Here is an 18,824-nt window from a genome sequence, read left to right as displayed (position 1 = left end):
GTCGGGGCGGTGGCCCGGCAGGTCGGGGGTGCCCAAGTGATCAGGGGCGCGGTATCGCGGCAGTGACGTCGATACGGGGGATGCCGCCGATCGCGAGCTGGATTTCGCCCCGGCAGGTGCCGAGCGCGTAATCCACGGCGGCGCCCGTGTGATCGCGGATCGTCTGCTCGACCAGCAGCACGGGTTCGCCGGGCAGGACGTGCAGCAGGGCGGCCGCGCAGTCGTCGGCGGCACCGGCCTGGACGCCGACATCGCATCCGGTGATATCGATGCCGCCGGTGTGCAGCAGGGTGTAGAAATCGTCGCGGAACGCGGACTGGTCCACACCGCTGGCCTCGGCGGCGCGCAGATAGTTGGTGAACACCGAGATCGGGCGATCGTCGAGCAGCAGTACGTACTCGATACAGAGACAATCGGCACCGGCCTCGACGCCGGTCAGCCGTCCGGCGATCACCGGCGGCGCGGGCACCCACGCCCAGTGCAGCAGACGTGGCGTGATCCGCCCGAGCGCCAGATGTTGTTCGAGCGAACGGCCCGCGGGTGGCGGCGAACCGGCCACGATGTACTCCTCCCGGATCGGCACCGTACCGAGGCCGCGCCTGCGCTCGACGAGGCCGTCGCGGCGCAGCAGATCGAGCGCGGCCCGGACGATATCGCGGGAGGCCCGGTGCCGGGACATGAGATCGGATTCGCCCGGCAGCCGGCCGGAGCCGAACGCGCCGGAGCGCAGTTCCGCCCGGAGCAGATCGCGCAGCCTGCGGGCCGTCAGCTGTCCCGACGTGGGTAGCAGTCGGCGGACCTGGCCTCGAAAGATCGGACGGTCGCGTGCCGCCTCGCCCGGATCGAGGCGTTCGCGATATTCGGCGGAGTGGTGCATATCCGAAGGGTGCGACCGCAGCCGGTTACGCGGCAAGGTCCGTGCGTAAACGTCCGGTTACGCTCTACCGGCGCCGGATTTCCCGCCCCGGAACTGGGCTTTTCCGCTGTCCGCGGGGCAGTTGCGCGGTCTGCTCGTGACGATTTCCGGTCCGTCGTGTGGTTCGAGCCCGACTTACGCGGGCCGGGCGGTGTCGGACCCCGAACTTCCGCGCCGGAACCGGTGGGGCCACCGGCTCCGCGTCAGGTCCCGGAATCGGCCGGCACGCGGACCGCGATCTCGCCGCTCAGGGTGTGCCCGCCGACGAGCCGCAACCGGTCCCCGCTCCAGAAACGACCCGGGTCGTACCAGTCGGGGTCGCGGTTCCGCGGGAGGAGCCCCATTGCCTGATAGGTCGACGCCACGATCTCCGCGCAGTAGGCGTTTTCCACCTCCCGCGTCGCGGGACGGCGGGAGCGGCGGCGCGGCAGCCGGATCCGGCCGCGGAACCAGCGTCCGGCGAGGGTGGCGGTGGATGGGAAGGGGGTGCCGTCGAGGCGGGCGATCGTGCGCAGCGCGCCGTCCTCCATCCCGGCGGTGGCAGGTGGATCGAGCTGGCGCAACCAGGCCTGCTGACCGTATCGGTTGGCCCACACCAGAACCGCGTCGCGCAGATTGTGCAGCTGCGCGCCGCGGTGCGCGGTACCCGACCACATATCCGGCAGCGATCGCCCGAGTTCCGCATGCCAGATCAGTGCCGGCAGATCGTCGATCACCACCGACATGCCGACATGGTTGACCGGACTGTTCGTCGTCATCCGGATCATCCGGTCGGCCGTGGAATGCCCACGGAACAGCCAGATATCGCCCGTTCTGGTGATCTCGACAGCCCGATCGAGATCGATGCCCGCACCCGCCATGGACGTAGCCTAGGCGTTATGAGGTGGTGGAAGGTACTGGGAATGGCGGGTGCGGCCGGAGTGGTGGCCACCGGTGTGGTGGTGGTGCGTGCCGAGCGGCGCCGTCGCGCCTACACGCCGGACCAGGTCCGCGAACAGTTGCACGCCCGGTTCGCACAGGCGGCGGCCGAGGAGACCGCCGAGACCGCGGGATCGGAGTCGCGGCTCACGCGGCTGCGCGCACGGCTGCGCGCGATCTTCCGGCGCTGACGTGCCGCGTCCTGGATCGGGGCGTGACGGCGGAGTGCGGGAATGGCGCTCGCCGATTCGTTCTCGGACCGGGAATGGTGGGTCGGCCGGTGGGCCGATTTCGCGGCGGCGGCGGGTAACGCGCGAATCGGGATGGGCAGATGATCGACCTGCGGTATGTGGGGTCGGGGTTGTCCGATTCGGTGGCGATATCACAGGTCGGATTCCGATCGGTGGGTCCGAGGCGTGGGCCGCCCGGACAGGAGTAATAGCCGGATTCCGTCATTCTGCGAATAGCTGCCATATCACCAATGCACCACATATCGACCATTCGCATTGCGAAGGCATCAGAATACCCACCAGTGCGTGATTTCAATCCACCTCGTCGAGAATGGCCGGTATATCGGCAGTGGGGTCCGTGCCGGAGCTCGCCCGGTGCCGGTTCCGGATGCGTGAAACCGCTACGCCACGAGCTGCTTTCCGTACGGCCGGCCGGCGGGCCGTGCGTCTCATGGTTCCGGAGGCGAATCGGGCGGCGATACCGTCTCGCATCAGGCCCCTTGCCCGCGAAACGTCGGCGACCGCGACTCGTGCGAAATTCGCCGGATAATTGCCCGAGGGCCTCGGTCGATCGGAATCATGCGGTATTTGCTGGCCCTTTGCGGCGATGTGAAGAATTGCCGGGTGGTTATGCCGGTCCGATACCCGCGGCTCGGCCGCGGATATCGGATAGCGAGACCGGTGTTCGACGGATTCGCGCGGCGCGGTGCGATCATGAAATAGGCGTATTGGGTATCTACCCAGGTAGAGAGGTCGCGGAAGTAATCGCCGACCCGGCTGGACCGTGAATATCGCGCCCGAATTCTCCCGTTACAAATCCGTCACGATACGATCGCCCCCCGTGACGGACACGATGGTGAGAGCGGACGAGGCGCCCGCGGGCGAGCAACCTCGGGCCGGGAGGCCCCTACCCGGGCGATGGGCGGGGTGGGTGGCCCTGATCAGCGGCCTGTTCGCGACACTGCTGGCCGTTGCCGTACCGCTGCTGCCGGTGCACGTCGACAAGACCACGCTCATCTGGCCGCAGGAGGGTTCGACCCGCAGTATCAGCGCGCCGCTGATGTCGTACGCACCGCGAACCTTCGACGCCACCGTCCCCGGGACGGCGCTGCAGTCGCTGGCCGAACGCGGCGGCCAGGCCGTGGCGACCATGCCCGCGCGCGCACCCGATCTGGAGAAGTACGGGTTCGTGGCCCGCGTGCAGCCGGGTCCGGGCCGGGAGCCCGCGCGGCTCGAAGTGGTGCTGCGCAGTCAGTCGGTGTTCAGTGTGCCGGTGGCCGCGCTCGGTGACGCGGCCCTCACCGTGCACTCCGACAACACCTCGACCACCGCCGAACTCACCGGTACCGATATCGAGCCGGTTTTCCTGGGCGGTGACTTCCGGCCGCAGGTGGTCGGGGTGTTCAGCGATCTGCCCAGTTCCGGGGGCGCCTCGGTGAGCGTGGAGGTCGACAGCCGCTTCTCGGTGGAGCCGACGCTGCTGAAACGCGCCGCGACCGTACTGGCGGTGGTGCTTGCCCTGGTCTCGCTCGGTGCGCTGTACCGGCTGGACCGGTCCGGCCGCGGTGGGCTGCGCTGCCTGCTACCGCAGCGCTGGCGCACCTTCTCGGTGATCGACGGCCTGGTGCTGGGGACCCTGGTGCTGTGGCATTTCATCGGTTCGACCACCTCCGACGACGGCTATCAGTTCGGGATGGCCCGCACCTCGCTGGTCTCCGGTTATATGGCCAACTACTTCCGGTTCTTCGGAGTCCCGGAGAACCCGGTCGGCACGCCGCCCTACGACGTGATCGCCCATATGACCGAGCTCAGCACCGCCAGCCCCTGGATGCGGCTGCCCACCCTCCTGGCGGCCGTGCTCACCTGGCTGGCATTGAGCCGGGAAGTAATACCCCGGCTCGGTATCCGGCTGCGCCACGACAGGGTGGTGGTGGCAACGGGCGCCCTGGGCTTCCTCGCCATCTGGCTGCCCTACAACAACGGGTTGCGGCCGGAACCGATCATCGCGGTCGCCGTGCTGCTGACCTGGTGTTTCGTGGAACGCGCGATCGCGACCGAACGGTTGCTGCCGTATGCGGTCGCGATCCTGATAGCGGCCTTCAGCCTGACCGCGGCGCCGTCGGGAGTGATCTGTGTGGCGCCGCTGCTTGCGGGCGCGCGGTCGGTCGTCCGGTTCGGGGTCCGGCGGTCGGAGGAGATATCCGGCACCGGGTCCCGGGGCAGGGCGAATTTCTGGACCGTCCGGCTCCCGGTCTACGGTGCGCTGCTCGCTCCGCTGGCCGCGGCGGGCACCGTGGTGCTCGTCTTCGCGTTCGGCGTCCAGCCGCTCTCGGCGCTGTTCGAGATGACACGGGTACACAACGCGGTCGGGCCGGCGGTGCCGTGGTACGACGACTACCTCGCCTACCAGCGGCTGTTCACGCCCACCGCCGACGGTTCGATCGGCCGCCGGTTCGGTGTGGTCGCGATGTGGCTCGGCCTGCTGGTGTGCGCTTTCGTGATCCTGCGCAAGGGCGGCCGGATGCCGTTCGTGGCCTCGGGCCCGGCGAAGCGCCTGCTGGGCATCACCTTCGGGGCCATGCTGCTGATGGCGACCGTCCCCACCAAGTTCACCCATCACAACGGTGTCTTCGCGGGACTGGCCGGTGCTGTCGCGGTGGTGACCGCGGTGGCCGTGGGACCGAAGGTGATGCGCGCCCCGCGCTACCGGGCGCTGTTCGCCGCTATCGTCGCGATCGCCCTGGCGCAGATCTTCACCGGTGTCAACAAATGGTTCTACGCGTCCGGCCACGGAATTCCGTGGTGGAACACCCCGCCGTCGATCGGCGGGGTGGGGCTGAGCCAGATCTTCCTGACCGTTTCCGTGCTGTGCCTGGCGCTCGCCGCCTGGTGGCATGTGCGGGCGCCGGAGCCGGGGATACCGCACCGCGTATCGGCGCGGTCCTGGCGGCTGATCAAGATTCCACCGCTGACCGTCGCCGCGGCGTTGATCGTGATCTTCCAGGTGGGGTCGTTCGCCACTGCGGCGGCCACCCAGTATCCGGCGTTCTCGCTGGCCCGCTCCAATGTCGACGCCGTCCTCGGCAAACCGTGTGGCCTGGCGCAGGACGTCCTGGTCGAAACCGACCCGAATGCCTCCATGCTCGCGCCGCTGGCCGGCACCGCGGCCGATACCTTCGCCGCCGACGCCACCGGGTTCGTGCCCGGCGGGGTCGGCAATGTCACCTCCGACGACGACAAGGAGGGCTCCGATGACGAGGACGACAGTATCGCCGCCGCGCTGAAGGATTCGTCGGCCACCGGTACCAGCACCCAGACCGGCGGCGAGGCGCTGCCCTTCGGTCTCGCGCCCACCACGCCGGTGCTGGGCAGCGCCGGGCAGCAGGAATCGGCCGAGCTGACAACCGGCTGGTACCGCCTGCCCGCACCGGCCGACCGGGAGGGCATCCTCGCGCTCACGGCGGCGGGCCGGTTCCGTGCCGTGACCCAGGACGGCTCGGTGATGCCGGGGCAGCCGGTGGATATCGAATACGGTGTCGCGGGTTCCGCGGCCACCCCGCGGTCGCTCGGAACGGTGATGCCGATCGATATCGGACCCACGCCGTCGTGGCGGAATCTGCGGGTTCCGCTGGACCAGATCCCGGATCAGGCCGATGTGGTGCGGATCGTGGCCAAGGACAAAACACTCGATCCGCAGCAGTGGATGGCGCTGACCCCACCGCGGATTCCGCAGACCCGCACCGTCAACGAACTGATCGGATCGGATAACCCCGTCCTGCTGGATTGGGCGGTGGGCCTGCAGTTCCCGTGCCAGCGGCCCTTCGACCACGAGCACGGTATCGCCCAGGCGCCGGGCTGGCGCATCCTGCCCGACCGCCCGCTGGCCAATGCCACCAACCTGTGGCAGAGCCATGACGGTGGCGGTCCGCTCGGCTGGAGCCGGCAGTTGCTGCGCTCGCAGACGCTGGCCACCTATCTGAAGGACGATTGGAGCCATGATTGGGGCCAGCTGCAGCGACTGACCCCGCTCGATACCGCCGCGCGTCCGGGAATTCCGGAGGTCGGCCAAGAAACCCGCGACGGGCTGTGGAGCCCGGGACCGATCAACGTCGACTGGTAGCAGCGGGGGTGGTCCCCGCGCCGTCGCTCAGCAGTTGGACGGCGCGGGGTCACCGCGGAAACGGCCCTCCAGCCACATCAGCACCTGGGGGACACCGAGTACGGCCGCGGACAGATGTTCCGGGGAGAGTGTGTTCTGGGCCTGAACCGGAACTCCGGCCGCGCAGTAACGGCGGTTGGTCCGCTCGATGGAATCCACCGGAATCAATGGATCGGAGGCCGAATGCCATTCGATGATGGGCATATTCGGTATTCCGTCGAACAACTCCAGGCTGTTCTCCTCGACGACGGCGCGGGCTTCCGGATCGGTCACCATCGACATACTGCTCGCGTATTCCACGATACTTCGGCCCGCTCCGGCGGCCAGTATCTCGTTCGTGCAGCCGTTGGCAACGGTATTGCGAGCGTTGAGTCCGCGTACATTCATGGATTCGCTGATCGGGAAACGGTCGGGATATTCGCGTTCCAGGCCGATTCCGGCGGCCATCACCAAACCGAACGCCGGATGCGGGCCGGTATTCACCGCCTCGAGCATGCGCACCAGATTCATCGGCACACCGCCGGTCGCGGCGCCGGCGATATCGAGATCGGGGGCGTAGCGCGGGGCGAGCGCGGCGGCCCACGCCGTCGCCATCCCGCCGCCGGAATATCCGGCCATGGCGACCCGGCTGTTCTGCAGTCCGAGCCCCGCTGCCCGGGCCGCGCGGATACCGTCGAGGGTGATCTGACCGCCCAGCCGCGCGGCGCCGTAGGCGAAGGTCGGGCCCAGATGGTCGGGTAATGCCACACTCCAGCCGCGGGCCAGCGCCGCGTTCAGCGCGGGCGCCTCGCGGATCTGCAGCGTCGGGTCGGGGGTGTAGAGAACGCGGGAGACCGCGCAGTGGGTGCCGAGGCCGTTGATGATGTGCTGATAGGACAGCAGCGGTCCGTCCGGGCCGCGCCACTGCGGGGTGAGCACCGTGGTGGTGGCCGCGATCGGCAGGCCCCGGGAATTGTTCGACCGGAATTTCACCAGGGTCACGGTGGTGCCGGGAAATATCGGCAGCGGCGGCATCACCCGGGTGTCGAGTATTTCGCCCGGAGATTTATCCGAGATATCGGCCGGTGCCGCATAAAAGGGGTCGGGGTCGGGCGCCGGGTATACGGGGGCCGCGGCGGCCGGGGACACACCGGGCCCGGACAGCACGGTGAGGCTGCCGAGTAGTAGTGCCCCAATGGTGAGTACGACTAGATTTCGATCGATCGTCGGAATCTGCACGCGACAAGTATTACGGGAGGTCTGCGTGGATCCGGGAAATGAGCTCGTAGTTTCTTTGTGTCGTCTCCGTGGCCGTCACGTGGTTTCGGCACCCGATCCCAGGCGCGGGAACGGTTCGCCCTAGGTGTTCGGCGACTCGGGGGAGAACACCGCTACCAGGAAATCCGAGGTCTCGGAGAAGGGACGCAGGTCCCAGGTGGACAGCAGCAGATCCGTGGTGAGTCCCGCGGCGGCGGCGTCGGCCCGGAACTCGTCGAATTCGTAGCCGCGACCCGCGCCGAAACCGGTGACCACCCGCCCGCCCGGTGCCAGATGACGAACGAATCCGGCCAGGACCGCCCCCCGGGTCGGCGGCGCCAGGAAGGTCATCACATTGCCCGCGCAGACGATCACATCGAAATCGGCCTCGATACCGCGGGCGCGCAGATCGAGCTCGGCGAGATCGCCCACGAGCCAATCCGGGCCCGGGTAATCGGCTTCGGCGGCGGCGATGAGTATCGGATCGAGGTCGACACCGACCACCGAATGACCCGCATTGTGCAGATGTCCGCCCAATCGTCCCGGTCCGCAACCGGCGTCGAGGACCCGCCCGCGCCGGCCCAGCATCGCGTCGATGAGCCGTGCCTCACCGAAAATATCCTGCCCCTCCGCGGCCAGGGTCCGGAACCGCTGCACGTACCACTCCGAATGAGCCGGGTCGGCGGCGGTGAGTTCCTCCCACCGGTTCCGGACACGATCCTCGGGGGTGTGCGCGTTCATCTGTTCTCCTCGCCTCGGTCCCGCGGGCGGCCCACTGCCCGGTACCGGACTGTACGGGCCGGATCCCGGCCGCGGCCGCGCGCGGGTCCCGTGATCACATCCGCTGTTCGTAAACCGTTGCGAGATCACGCAATGCCCTGGCCGCGTCGCCGGTGAAACCGGACCCATGCATCACGGCGAGCGTGGCCGGGCGCAATTCGGCGAGTCGATGCAGCGCCGCGGGAACCGCGGGGCCCAGGGAGGTCGCGTGGAACACGTCCTCGGCCCGCGCCGCCGGTTCGACGAGATCCGTCCCGGTCAGCGCCGGCCCGTCGCCGAGCTGCGTCATCAGGTCACCGCAGAACAGCACCCCGGTGGTCTGCTCGTAGAGCACCCGCGATTCCCAGTTGTGCGGTGCGTGCGGCGTATCGATGTGCTGGATCCGGTGTCCGCCCAGATCCATGACCTCGTTATCGGCCAGCCGGCGCGGCGGCCGGTCGGCCAGATCGTCGAGTGAGACCTCGCATCCCAGTACGCCGTGCGCCACCACGGCGTGTGGCGCGGCCGCCAGGAAGAGGTTCATCGCCCCGCATTCGTCGGCCTCCACATGCCCGAAGGTGATCCAGCGCAGCTGCTCGACCGGCCGGATACGCGCGATCGCCGCGGAGACGTCCGGGAACAGTGCCCGCATCCCGGTGTGGAACAGCAACGGTTCCTCGGCGTCGACGAAGAATTGGTTGAAGGTGAATCCGCTGGGGCCCACCTCGGGAACGAAGGTGGAGAACCGGTAGATGCGGTCGGCGATCTCGTCTGTTCGGAGTGCCATGAGTGACTGTCCCGGGTAGATCCGGCCCCCGCTACGGAATCCCCGGGTTCAGGTGCCTCCACCATCGCCCGGGCGACGGAACGCGCAGTATCGCCTCCGAGTCTACTGCCGCCGCCGGCAGTGGCGGGCGGGAAACCGGTCGGGCCCGATGTATCGACGGCGCGCCAGCGGGTGTCAGGATGTTCGGCTGCCGACCGCGATCCGCCGGGACAGGGCGCGGATCATCTCGGTCGCGACCACCGCGTGGCCGCTGGTCGTGAAATGAATGAGATCGGCGCTCATCAGATCCGGCCGGTGCCGCACGGGATGATCCCAGAAGTCCACGGTAACGGCGTCGTAGCGCTGTGCGAGTTCCCGGACGATCGTGTTGAGTTCGGCCATCCGGTCCCGCATCGGCCGCATGGGTGCCATCCTCTCGGCATCCCAGACATCGGCGACGGTGAAGGTGCAGAGCTGGGCACCGATACCCGCGAGAGCCGCGAAGACGGTCTCGAGATTCTCGCGGAGCCTTCCGGCGTCGCCGCCCGGCCCGAACAGATCGTTACCGCCGCACGACACGTGGACGAGATCCGGGCCGAATTCCAGCACCCGGGCCAGTTGTTCCTCGATCACCTGGCCGGAGGTGGCGCCGATCCGGCCGGTGTTCAGGTATTCCACCCCGGGCCCGGTGTCCGCGAGCGCTTCTGCGACGCGCTGCGCCCAGCCGGTCTCCCGGTAGCCGGGGCTGGGGTCGCCGATGCCCTGGGCGATGGAGTCCCCGAGCACCGCGTACCGGCGCCAGGGGGCCGCGGCCAGCAGCTCGCGAGCGGTGGCGGGGGAGATCAGCAGGGGGTCGTCGAGTTCGGTGCGGATGAGGTGGTCGGTCATGGCTTTCTCCGGTCGGCTGTCTGCTCGGAAACAAGAAGTACGAACGTTCGTAAACAAAAATACGACCGATCGTTCGTATTCACAACACCGGAATGCCAGAATGGTGGGCATGGTGGAGACGACCGGCGATCAGCGCCTCGCCAAGGGGGCACGGTCCCGCGCGGCGATCGCCCGCCACGCGGCGGATGTGGCATCGGTCGAGGGCCTCAACGGCGTGAGTATCGGCCGCCTCGCCATCGATCTGGGGATCAGCAAGAGCGGTATCGCCACACTGTTCAAGACCAAGGAGGCGCTGCAACTGGCGGCGGTCGGGGCCGGGCGGCAGGTTTTTCTCGACCGGGTCGTCACCCCGAGTCTGCGGGAACCGCGCGGCCTGCCCCGGCTACGCGCCCTGATCGACCGCTGGCTCACCTACATCACCGAGCCCCCGTTCCCGGGCGGTTGCTTCCGCACCGCGGTACTGGCCGAATTCGAGAGCAGACCCGGCGCGGTGCGTGACGCCGTCGCCGCCGACCACGACGACTGGCTGCGCTTCCTGGCCGGCGAGATCGGTAAGGCGCAGGAGGGCGGCGCGTGGTCCGGCCGCGACGCCGTCGAGTTCGCCTTCGAACTCGACGCCGTGGTCGGCGCCGCGAACACCGCTCATCAGCTGGGGGACGAGGCCCGGGTCGCGCTGGCCCGGCGCCTCGTCGACCGCCTGCTGACGCCCTCGGGGGATGCGGGCGGGAGGTGAGGTGCCCGGCGTCGCCTAGCCTGTGGATCGGGCCGGGCGCACCGGCCCGATCCACCCGTTCTCAACCGCCGAAAGGGCCGATGTGCCGATAGAGCTGGAATTGTCGACCGACGAGCTGCTGTCCACCACCCGCGCCGTCCGCAAACGCCTCGACCTCGACCGGGAGGTTCCGCTCGAGCTCGTGCGCGAATGCCTCGAGCTGGCGGTCCAGGCGCCCAGCGGCTCGAACAGCCAGGGCTGGCACTGGGTCGTCGTCACCGATGCCGGGCAGCGCCGGGAACTGGGCGAGCTGTACCGGCGGGCGTTCGAGCAGTACGCGGCATCCGCGAGTTTCCCGGGTAATCAGGCCGGTGGGAACACCGCCGCCGATGCCACCCGGCAGCGGATCGCCGGTTCGGCGACGTATCTGGCGGAGAAGATGGGTGAGGTGCCCACGCTGCTGATTCCGTGCCAAGAGGGCCGGGTCGACGAGGCCTCCAGTGTCCGGAGCGCGTCGTACTGGTCCTCGCTGTTTCCGGCGGTGTGGAGCTTCTGCCTGGCGGCGCGTTCGCGTGGACTCGGAACCACCTGGACCACACTGCATCTGCAGTACGAGCGGGAGGCCGCCGACGTGCTGGGGATTCCGTACGAGAAGGTCTCCCAGGGTGCGCTGATCCCGGTCGCGTACACCCTCGGTACGGATTTCAAACCCGCACCTCGCAAAGACCTGGACCGGATCGTCCACGTGGGTGGCTGGTAGCAGCGGGAACGGCGCGGGTTTGGACTCGAGGTGCGGGCAATGGCTGACCGGCCCGCCTGCGCGCGCGACGATGACCCCATGACCCAGACCGCGCCGTCTCCGGACCTGGTGGTGGCCGAGCGCTACCGCGATCCCGCCCCTGCCGCCCCCGCCGAATGGAACCAGGTGCTGCAGGTGCTGCACGAGCACCGATCCGTGCGGCGTTATCTGCCCGGGCCGCTGCCCGACGGTGTGCTGGAGTTGCTCGTTTCGGCGGCCCAATCGGCGCCCACCTCCTCGAATCTCCAGGTGTGGAGTGTGGTGGCGGTGCGTGATCCGCAGCGCAAGACCCGGATCGCCGCCCTGGCCGGCGACCAGGAGCAGATCCGGCAGGCGCCGCTGCTGCTGGTGTGGACCGCCGACCTCGCCCGGTTGCGCGGTCTGGCCGCCGACCGCGGTGCCCCGCTGGAGGGTGCGGACTACCTCGAATCGAGCTATGTCGCGTTCCTGGATGCGGCGCTGGCCGCCCAGAACGCGGTGGTGGCGGCCGAATCCCTGGGACTGGGCACCGTGTACATCGGTGCCATCCGCAACAATCCGGAACAGGTGGCGGCCGAACTGGAATTGCCCGAGGGTGTGTTCGCGGTGGTGGGCCTGGTGGTCGGCCGCCCGGATCCGGCCGAAGGCGCGCGCGTGAAACCGCGCCTGCCGCAGGCCGCGGTACTGCACGAGGAGACATATTCCGCGGCCGGGCAGCGCGAACAACTGAGCGAATACGAACACCGCATCGCGCAGTTCTACGCCGAACAGGACCTCGCGCACTCGTGGTCGGAGCGGGTGCTGGCCCGGCTGGCGTCGGCGGAATCGCTGAAGGGCCGCGACCGGCTCCGCGAATCGCTGGCCGCCCGGGGCTTCCCGCTCCGCTGACCGGTTTCGATCAGGCTGAGCACACCCATCGATCCCGGCGCCCGGCGGTGTTCGACTGGTCCGATGAGCTACGGACCCCATGACCTGTCCTATACCGCCGCCGGTAGCCGCTACGAGAGAATTTCGTACCGGCGTACCGGGAATTCCGGTCTCGACCTCCCCGCCTTCTCGTTCGGCCTGTGGCAGAAATTCGGCACCGACTATTCCCCCGCCACCCAGCGTGAGATCATCCTGCGCGCTTTCGATCTCGGTATCACCCATTTCGACAATGCCGACCGCTACGGCCCGCCGCATCGCGCCGCCCAGCAGAACTTCGGGCGGGTCCTGGGCACCGATCTCGCCCGCTACCGCGACGAACTCATCCTGTCGACCAAGGCCGGAAATCCGATCGGGCCGAGCCCCTACCTGCGGGGCGGATCGCGTAAATCGCTGCTCACCTCGCTCGACCACAGCCTGCGCGATCTGGGCACCGACTACGTCGATATCTTTTACCACCACAGCCCGGATTCCGGTACGCCCCTCGAGGAAACCGTGGGTGCGCTGGTTTCGGCCGTGCAGCAGGGTAAGGCGCTCTATATCGGTATCTCCAACTATCTGCCCGAGCGTGCGCACGCGGCCGCCGAACTGCTGCGCGCGGCCGGTGTGCCGCTGCTCATCCACCAGGCCCGGTACTCGATCTACGACCGGCGGCCCGAACGCAACGGTCTGCTGGAGACCGCGGACCAGGACGGGTTCGGGGTCATCGTGTACTCCCCGCTGGCCCAGGGCCTGCTCACCGATAAGTACCTCGACGGAATCCCCGCCGGTGCCCGGGCACAGAACAGCACGTTCCTCTCACCGGATGTCATCGACGAGACCTACCGGGCGCGGACCTCCGAGCTCGCGAAACTCGCGGCTGCCCGAGGTCAGTCGCTGGCCCAGCTCGCCCTCCAGTGGGTGCTGCGGCGGCCGGAGGTCACCTCGGCGCTGATCGGGGCCAGCAGCACCGCGCAACTCGACCACAATATCGCCGCGGTGGATTTCCCGGACCTGACCGATGACGAGCTCGCCCTCATCGACGAGCACGGAATCCACGGCACCGGGCTGAATCTCTGATCCGGCCGCGCACCCGGCTCAGCCGCGCAGCAGCGGCAGGAGCCGGGTGCCCTGCCGCCTGATCTCCCGCAGATACGGGGTGTCGGACAGGACGAAATGGGTGATGCCGAGATCCTGGTAGCGGCGAAGCGATTTCGCGACATCCTCGGCGGAACCCACCAGCCAGGTGGTGGCCGCGCCACCGCCGCCGACCCGGCCGGGCGCGGTGTAGAGGTTGTCGTCGAGTACGTCGCCGCGGGCCGCCAGGTCGAGCAGCCGCTGCTGACCCACCGCGGTGTGGCGGCGGGGCGCCGCTCCGGCCGCCGCGGCCATCGCGGCCACCTTCGCCTCGGCGTCGGCCCAGGCCTGTTCGGTGGTGTCGCGGACGAATGTGGTGATCCGCAGGCCGAATCGCAGCGGCGGGTGCGCACGTCCCAGTTCGTCGCTCAGTACGCGCAGCCGGTCGATCCGCTCACCGACTCCGGCCAGGGGTTCGCCCCAGAACAGTTGCACATCGGCCTCGGCGGCGGCGACCCTCTCGGCGGCCGGCGAGGCACCCCCGAAATACAGCAGCGGATGCGGCCGGCCGGGTCGCGCGGCGATTCGCGGTTCGACCGTGGAATCGGTGACCCGGTAGTGGGTGCCGCGGTGGGTGACGTTCTCCTCCGTCCACAGCCTGCGCACCACCTGCATGAACTCGCGGGTGCGGGCGTAACGGCCGGCCTGATCCTCCTCCGCTTCGCCGTAGGCCGCGAGATCGTCCTTACCGGAGACGATGTTGACGCGGACCCGGCCGCCGGTGAGGTGATCGAGACTTGCCGCCGCGGATGCGAAATGCGCCGGGCGCCAATATCCGGGACGCACCGCGATGAGCGGCTCGAAGGTTGTGGTCCGGGCGGCGAGGGCGGTCGCGACCGTGAACGTGTCGGGCCGGCCCCAGCCGGTGCCGATCAGCGCGCCCGTCCACCCGTGCTGTTCGAGCGCTTTCGCATGAGTGGTGAGCGTGTCGACGCTGTTGTGATCGTCGGTCACCGGTTCGCCGCGATGCCCGGGCCGGGCCTGATTCGGGATGTACCAGAGAAATTCGGCGCTCATCGGCATATTCCTGGGGTCGGCGGCGGGTGACCTTCGGCCGCTCACGGCCGCACGAAGAAATGTTGCGCCGCCATTCTTTTCGCGGCTACCAACTCGATCACCATGATTCGAAACGCGGAGGCGGGCAGCATGGATCAGAGAGAAACAATCGCTCCGATCGCAACGGGCCTTCCGATCCGCCCGCGGGCCTAGCGTGGTGGCACAATCCTTTCCGGCGCGAACAGGCGGTGGCTTCCCGATGACGATTTCTGCGACCGAAACCATTTCCCCGCGATCGGTGATCACGGTTTCGCCCCAATCGGGCTACACCGGGGCCGAGATCACCGGGGTCGACCTCGCGGAGGATCTCTCCGACGAGGTGATCTCCGAGATCAGGCGGGCACTACTGCGATGGAAGGTGGTGTTCTTCCGCGATCAGACCATCGGGCACGCGGCACAGATCGCTTTCGCCCGCCGATTCGGCAAGGTGACTCCGGCACACCCATACGAAGAGAGCCCGCCCGAGGGATTCCCGGAAATCCTGCCCATCGACAGCCGCCGTTACAGCGCGCAGTACGGCCGGAAACGCACCTCCTACGACAGCAGTTGGCATACCGATGTCACCGCGTTGGTGAACCCACCCGCTTTCTCTATTCTGCGGGCCGAATTCCTGCCTCCTTACGGCGGTGATACCGCATGGACCAATCTCGTTGCCGCCTATGAGAATCTGCCCGCCGAATTGCGTGCCTTCGTCGATACCCTCGACGCCGAGCACACTTTCGACAATCGGGCGAGTGCCGGCAGCAACCGGGCGCGGGCCGTTGCCCGCACACCGCTGCGGACCTTCCATCCGGTCGTGCGGGTGCATCCGGAAACGGGGGAGCGGGCACTGTTCGTGAGCCCGGGATTCACCCGGCACGCCAGGAACATCCGCCATCTGGGTCCCCGGTTGAGCGCCCATCTGCTCGACGCGCTGTGGGAGGAGGCCACCCGCACCGAGTACACGGTCCGGTTCCGCTGGCAGCCCGGCAGTGTGGCGTTCTGGGACAACCGGGCCACCGCGCACCTGGCGATTCCGGACGCCGGGCACCTCGGTCACGACCGGGTGCTCTACCGGGTGACACTCGAGGGTGAGGTACCCGAAGGCGTGGACGGGCGCCGGTCGGAATCGGTGGAGGGTGATCCGTTCTACGGGTCCTGAGCATCCCGCGGGCCGGTGGGTCACCGTCGTGATCGCGGGCGGCCCACCGGCGCGGTGTCTGTATCCCCGGCCGGTGGGGCGCGGTTGACAAGCGGACGAGTTGTCTGCAAAGGTCTCGGATCAGGTCATGAGTGCCAGCGTCAAACCCCGGTTTGCTGGCCGGCAACCCTCCTCCGCGGTGGGGTGCCCCGGGTGACGACCGGGCCGCGGCTCGACCGAGCGCGGCAAGCGCGGACTCCGTTCTCCGACAGATCCGGAGTCCCTCCACCGAAGGGATTGCGTGATGACCGCTGTACTCGACCCCACCTGTGCCCCCGCCCGGGTGACCGGCGACGACCTCCGGGTGCCCCTGGTGCAGGGCGGCACCCTCGACTACGCCAATTTCGACTACGCCGCCAGTGCGCCGGCACTGGCCGGGGTCGCCGCACGCGTCGACGAACTGCTGCCCTACTACGCGAGTGTCCATCGTGGAGCCGGCTACGCCTCCCGGATATCCACGCGCTGCTACGAGGCCGCGCGGGACACGGTGGGCCGGTTCCTGGGTTGCGATACCGATCAGGTCGTGGTGTTCACCCGCAACACCACCGACGCGCTGAACCTGCTCGCCGGCTGCGTACCCGGCGATACCGTGGTGCTCGATATCGAACATCACGCGAACTTCCTGCCGTGGCAGCGTCACGGCCGCCGGGTCGTGTGTGCGGCGGATACGCTGGACGAGACAGTGTGCCGGCTGGCCGCCGAGTTGTGTGCGAAACCCGCGGCGCTGCTGGCGGTGACCGGCGCGTCGAATGTGACCGGTGAGGTGCTGCCGCTGGAGCGGCTCGCCGAACTGGCCCATCAGTGCGGGGCGCGGATCCTGGTGGACGCCGCGCAATTGGCGCCGCATCGGCGAATCGATCTGCGGGCCACCGGTATCGACTATCTGGCGTTGTCCGGGCACAAACTGTACGCACCGTTCGGCGCGGGAGTGCTGGTCGGCCGGCGCGACTGGCTCGACGCGGCGCCGCCGTATCTGGCCGGTGGCGGTGCGGTCACCGAGGTCACCCCGGACGATACGAGTTGGGCGGCCGCGCCGCACCGGCACGAGGCCGGATCGCCGAACGTCCTGGGTGCCGCGGCGCTGGCCGCCGCCTGCGACGCACTGACCGAATCGAGCGCCCCGGCCCAAGCCCGTGAGCGAGTTCTCACCGAACGGTTACGGGCCGGCCTTGCCGATATACCGGGCATCCGCTGCCTGCGGATCTGGCCGGATACCGCCGACTGCGTCGGCATCGTGGCCTTCACGGTGGACGGATACGAACCCGGCCGGGTCGCCGCCTACCTGTCCGCCGAGCATGCGATCGGGGTTCGCGACGGCCGGTTCTGCGCCCACCCGCTGCTGGCCCGGTTCGGTATCGAGGCGGGCCTGCGTGCCAGTATCGGGCTGGGGACCACCGAGACCCAAATCGACCGCCTGCTCGGGGCCGTCCGCGCACTGGTCACGCACGGACCGGCCTGGAACTACACGGGCGCGGGCGGGCGGTGGGATCCGGTTCCGGAGACCCGCCCGGGGCTGAGCGTGGACGGTTCCGCGGGCGCCGCTCCCTGCGTCTGAGGGCGGGTTCCGGACCGCATCCGGAGGTGCGGGCCGGATACCACGCGGCCGCCCCTGCCGCCGAGGTTCGTGGGGTTGCCTGCACGGCGCATATTCAACGGACCGGGAATCAGTGGGCCGGGGCTGCGGATCCGTGCCCGCTGAGGGGCCGGGAGCGTGCGGCCCGAAAACCGGCCCGACCACACGGCCTGGTCACGAGAGGTGCGGCATCTGGCAGCAGGAGAACAGAATTACCGATTTGCGCATACGGAGACTCCTGAAGGGATAATCTGGCTTCCTGTAGAAGAGAGCGGCGATTCATCGGGGTGTGGTGCCGGTCGGAAGTGCCCACGCGCATCACGCTGTCCCGCCGCGTACCGCATGACGCGATCGAAGGAGTTCGCCGGTGCCTCAGGAAGACCCGATCTACTGGGACCCCTTCGACCGTGGGATCGCACGCGACCCCTACCCCGTCTACCGGCGGATGCGTGCGGAATCGCCGCTGTACTACAACGATCGGCACGACTTCTACGCCCTGACCAGGTACGACGATATCGACCGCGCCCTGCTCGACTGGCAGACGTTCTCCTCGGCTCGCGGCCCGATCCTCGAGATCATCAAATCGGGCGTGGAGATCCCGCCGGGCACTCTGCTGATGGAGGATCCACCGGCCCACGACATCCACCGGGCGCTGCTCGCCCGGGTTTTCACGCCGCGCCGGGTACTCGCGCTCGAACCGCAGATCCGGGCTTTGTGCACCCGTGCGCTCGACCGGCTGACCGGTGCGCACGAATTCGACCTCATGACCGCCTTCGCGAACGAGGTGCCGATGCGGGTGATCGGGATGCTGCTGGGGATCCCGGAGGCCGATCAGCAGGCGGTCCGGGACCGCGCGGACGCGAATCTGCGCACCGAACCGGGACAGCAGATGCAGATCTCGGATCGGGCCATCCCGAACGCCGGTTTCTTCGCGGAGTACATCGACTGGCGTGCCGAGCATCCCTCCGACGATCTGATGACGGAATTGATGCGCGCGGAATTCGTCGATACCCGTGGCGTGACGCGCACGCTGACCCGCGAGGAGATCCTGACCTACGTCTCGGTGGTCGCGGGAGCCGGTAACGAGACCACTGCCCGGCTGATCGGCTGGCTGGGCTGGTTGCTGGCCCGCAACCCCGGGCAGCGCGCGGAGCTGGCCGACGACCCGCGTCTGATCCCGAACGCGATCGAGGAGACCCTGCGCTACGAACCCACCGGTCACGCCCTCGCCCGGTATGTCACCACCGATATCGAACTGTACGGCCACACCGTGCCCGCGGGCAGCGCGATGATGCTGTTGGTCGCGTCGGCGAATCGCGACGAGAACCGCTGGGCGGACCCCGACCGCTTCGATATCCACCGCCGGATGAGCAATCTGCGGACGTTCGGTTTCGGAACCCACTTCTGCCTGGGCGCGGCACTGGCGCGGTTGGAGGCCCGGGTGGCGCTCGAGGAGTTCCTGCTCCGGTTCCCGTCCTGGCAGATCGATCCGGACGCGCCGGAGCTTTCCTCGACCTCCACCATGCGCGGCTGGGAGACCTTGCCGCTCACCGTCGGCTGACCGGCACCGCGCCGGTCAGCGCACTGGTTGGCGGCCCCGGGGCCGCCAACGC

The 18,824-nt window shown here is 68.7% G+C and carries 16 protein-coding genes and 1 riboswitch; of the genes, 9 read left to right on the top strand and 7 right to left on the bottom strand.

Annotated elements, in window-relative coordinates; genetic code table 11:
* Positions 1-40: 40 nt before the first annotated feature.
* Both AB0F41_RS18405 and AB0F41_RS18400 read right to left on the bottom strand, forming a co-directional pair.
* Entirely contained in the window at positions 41-877 is an 837-nt protein-coding gene (locus AB0F41_RS18405) for a GntR family transcriptional regulator (RefSeq protein ID WP_357425238.1), read from the bottom strand.
* 242 nt (positions 878-1,119) lie between these two features.
* Positions 1,120-1,776 (bottom strand): hypothetical protein, encoded by a 657-nt coding sequence (locus AB0F41_RS18400; protein WP_357425236.1) that lies wholly within the window; start codon positions 1,774-1,776, stop codon positions 1,120-1,122.
* 18 nt (positions 1,777-1,794) lie between these two features.
* On the opposite strand from AB0F41_RS18400, the gene AB0F41_RS18395 reads away from it, so the two are divergent.
* Together AB0F41_RS18395 and AB0F41_RS18390 are read left to right on the top strand one after the other, a co-directional pair.
* Entirely contained in the window at positions 1,795-2,025 is a 231-nt protein-coding gene (locus tag AB0F41_RS18395; protein ID WP_357425234.1) for a hypothetical protein, read from the top strand.
* Positions 2,026-2,995: 970 nt separating this feature from the next.
* On the top strand, positions 2,996-6,184 hold the full coding sequence (locus AB0F41_RS18390; protein ID WP_357425232.1) for an arabinosyltransferase domain-containing protein: 3,189 nt from the start codon (positions 2,996-2,998) through the stop codon (positions 6,182-6,184).
* Positions 6,185-6,211: 27 nt separating this feature from the next.
* Here the strand turns inward: AB0F41_RS18390 and AB0F41_RS18385 are convergent, their stop codons facing one another.
* The 4 genes from AB0F41_RS18385 to AB0F41_RS18370 all read right to left on the bottom strand — a co-directional run bounded on the left by AB0F41_RS18385 (position 6,212) and on the right by AB0F41_RS18370 (position 9,872).
* Positions 6,212-7,441, bottom strand: coding sequence for a lipase family protein (locus AB0F41_RS18385; protein ID WP_357425230.1), 1,230 nt, complete (start codon positions 7,439-7,441; stop codon positions 6,212-6,214).
* Between the two features lie 120 nt (positions 7,442-7,561).
* Positions 7,562-8,200 carry a class I SAM-dependent methyltransferase gene (locus tag AB0F41_RS18380; RefSeq protein WP_357425228.1) on the bottom strand — a complete coding sequence of 213 codons (639 nt, stop codon included), beginning with the start codon at positions 8,198-8,200 and terminating at the stop codon, positions 7,562-7,564.
* A 94-nt stretch (positions 8,201-8,294) separates the two neighbouring features.
* A complete protein-coding gene (locus AB0F41_RS18375; protein WP_357425226.1) occupies positions 8,295-9,005 on the bottom strand; it encodes an MBL fold metallo-hydrolase in 711 nt (236 codons plus the stop codon).
* Positions 9,006-9,179: 174 nt separating this feature from the next.
* Positions 9,180-9,872: an SGNH/GDSL hydrolase family protein gene (locus tag AB0F41_RS18370; protein WP_357425224.1), complete on the bottom strand. Its 693-nt coding sequence runs from the start codon at positions 9,870-9,872 to the stop codon at positions 9,180-9,182.
* Positions 9,873-9,981: 109 nt separating this feature from the next.
* On the opposite strand from AB0F41_RS18370, the gene AB0F41_RS18365 reads away from it, so the two are divergent.
* The 4 genes from AB0F41_RS18365 to AB0F41_RS18350 all read left to right on the top strand — a co-directional run bounded on the left by AB0F41_RS18365 (position 9,982) and on the right by AB0F41_RS18350 (position 13,345).
* On the top strand, positions 9,982-10,605 hold the full coding sequence (locus AB0F41_RS18365) for a TetR/AcrR family transcriptional regulator (protein ID WP_357425222.1): 624 nt from the start codon (positions 9,982-9,984) through the stop codon (positions 10,603-10,605).
* An 88-nt stretch (positions 10,606-10,693) separates the two neighbouring features.
* Positions 10,694-11,344: a nitroreductase family protein gene (locus tag AB0F41_RS18360; protein WP_357425328.1), complete on the top strand. Its 651-nt coding sequence runs from the start codon at positions 10,694-10,696 to the stop codon at positions 11,342-11,344.
* A gap of 78 nt (positions 11,345-11,422) precedes the next feature.
* Positions 11,423-12,250, top strand: a complete 828-nt coding sequence (locus AB0F41_RS18355; RefSeq protein ID WP_357425327.1) for an NADPH-dependent oxidoreductase — start codon at positions 11,423-11,425, stop codon at positions 12,248-12,250.
* 63 nt (positions 12,251-12,313) lie between these two features.
* Positions 12,314-13,345, top strand: coding sequence for an aldo/keto reductase (locus tag AB0F41_RS18350; RefSeq protein ID WP_357425220.1), 1,032 nt, complete (start codon positions 12,314-12,316; stop codon positions 13,343-13,345).
* Between the two features lie 18 nt (positions 13,346-13,363).
* Here AB0F41_RS18350 and AB0F41_RS18345 read toward each other — a convergent pair whose 3' ends face one another.
* Positions 13,364-14,425, bottom strand: a complete 1,062-nt coding sequence (locus AB0F41_RS18345; RefSeq protein WP_357425218.1) for an LLM class flavin-dependent oxidoreductase — start codon at positions 14,423-14,425, stop codon at positions 13,364-13,366.
* A 232-nt stretch (positions 14,426-14,657) separates the two neighbouring features.
* Here AB0F41_RS18345 and AB0F41_RS18340 point away from each other — a divergent pair, with 232 nt between their 5' ends.
* The 3 genes from AB0F41_RS18340 (at position 14,658) to AB0F41_RS18330 (ending at position 18,772) form a co-directional block, all read left to right on the top strand.
* Positions 14,658-15,599: a TauD/TfdA family dioxygenase gene (locus AB0F41_RS18340; RefSeq protein ID WP_357425216.1), complete on the top strand. Its 942-nt coding sequence runs from the start codon at positions 14,658-14,660 to the stop codon at positions 15,597-15,599.
* A 123-nt stretch (positions 15,600-15,722) separates the two neighbouring features.
* Positions 15,723-15,836, top strand: a riboswitch (SAM riboswitch).
* A 46-nt stretch (positions 15,837-15,882) separates the two neighbouring features.
* Positions 15,883-17,193 (top strand): aminotransferase class V-fold PLP-dependent enzyme, encoded by a 1,311-nt coding sequence (locus AB0F41_RS18335; protein WP_357425214.1) that lies wholly within the window; start codon positions 15,883-15,885, stop codon positions 17,191-17,193.
* 463 nt (positions 17,194-17,656) lie between these two features.
* Positions 17,657-18,772: a cytochrome P450 gene (locus AB0F41_RS18330; RefSeq protein ID WP_357425325.1), complete on the top strand. Its 1,116-nt coding sequence runs from the start codon at positions 17,657-17,659 to the stop codon at positions 18,770-18,772.
* The last annotated feature ends 52 nt before the right edge of the window (positions 18,773-18,824 follow it).

The organism is Nocardia sp. NPDC024068, assembly GCF_040638875.1.
GTDB lineage: Bacteria > Actinomycetota > Actinomycetes > Mycobacteriales > Mycobacteriaceae > Nocardia.
The sequence above is the reverse complement of the archived record's forward strand: the minus strand, read 5'-3'. Positions and strand labels throughout refer to the sequence as shown.

What these genes read in the sequence shown, in the direction of transcription:
- AB0F41_RS18330 (WP_357425325.1), top strand. Translation starts at nt 17,657, where the DNA reads ATGCGTGCGGAATCGCCGCTGTACTACAACGATCGGCACGACTTCTAC.
- AB0F41_RS18350 (WP_357425220.1), top strand. Translation starts at nt 12,314, where the DNA reads ATGAGCTACGGACCCCATGACCTGTCCTATACCGCCGCCGGTAGCCGC.
- AB0F41_RS18380 (WP_357425228.1), bottom strand. Translation starts at nt 8,200, where the DNA reads ATGAACGCGCACACCCCCGAGGATCGTGTCCGGAACCGGTGGGAGGAA.
- AB0F41_RS18335 (WP_357425214.1), top strand. Translation starts at nt 15,883, where the DNA reads ATGACCGCTGTACTCGACCCCACCTGTGCCCCCGCCCGGGTGACCGGC.
- AB0F41_RS18370 (WP_357425224.1), bottom strand. Translation starts at nt 9,872, where the DNA reads ATGACCGACCACCTCATCCGCACCGAACTCGACGACCCCCTGCTGATC.
- AB0F41_RS18345 (WP_357425218.1), bottom strand. Translation starts at nt 14,425, where the DNA reads ATGCCGATGAGCGCCGAATTTCTCTGGTACATCCCGAATCAGGCCCGG.
- AB0F41_RS18340 (WP_357425216.1), top strand. Translation starts at nt 14,658, where the DNA reads ATGACGATTTCTGCGACCGAAACCATTTCCCCGCGATCGGTGATCACG.
- AB0F41_RS18405 (WP_357425238.1), bottom strand. Translation starts at nt 877, where the DNA reads ATGCACCACTCCGCCGAATATCGCGAACGCCTCGATCCGGGCGAGGCG.
- AB0F41_RS18400 (WP_357425236.1), bottom strand. Translation starts at nt 1,776, where the DNA reads ATGGCGGGTGCGGGCATCGATCTCGATCGGGCTGTCGAGATCACCAGA.
- AB0F41_RS18395 (WP_357425234.1), top strand. Translation starts at nt 1,795, where the DNA reads ATGAGGTGGTGGAAGGTACTGGGAATGGCGGGTGCGGCCGGAGTGGTG.
- AB0F41_RS18355 (WP_357425327.1), top strand. Translation starts at nt 11,423, where the DNA reads ATGACCCAGACCGCGCCGTCTCCGGACCTGGTGGTGGCCGAGCGCTAC.
- AB0F41_RS18375 (WP_357425226.1), bottom strand. Translation starts at nt 9,005, where the DNA reads ATGGCACTCCGAACAGACGAGATCGCCGACCGCATCTACCGGTTCTCC.
- AB0F41_RS18365 (WP_357425222.1), top strand. Translation starts at nt 9,982, where the DNA reads ATGGTGGAGACGACCGGCGATCAGCGCCTCGCCAAGGGGGCACGGTCC.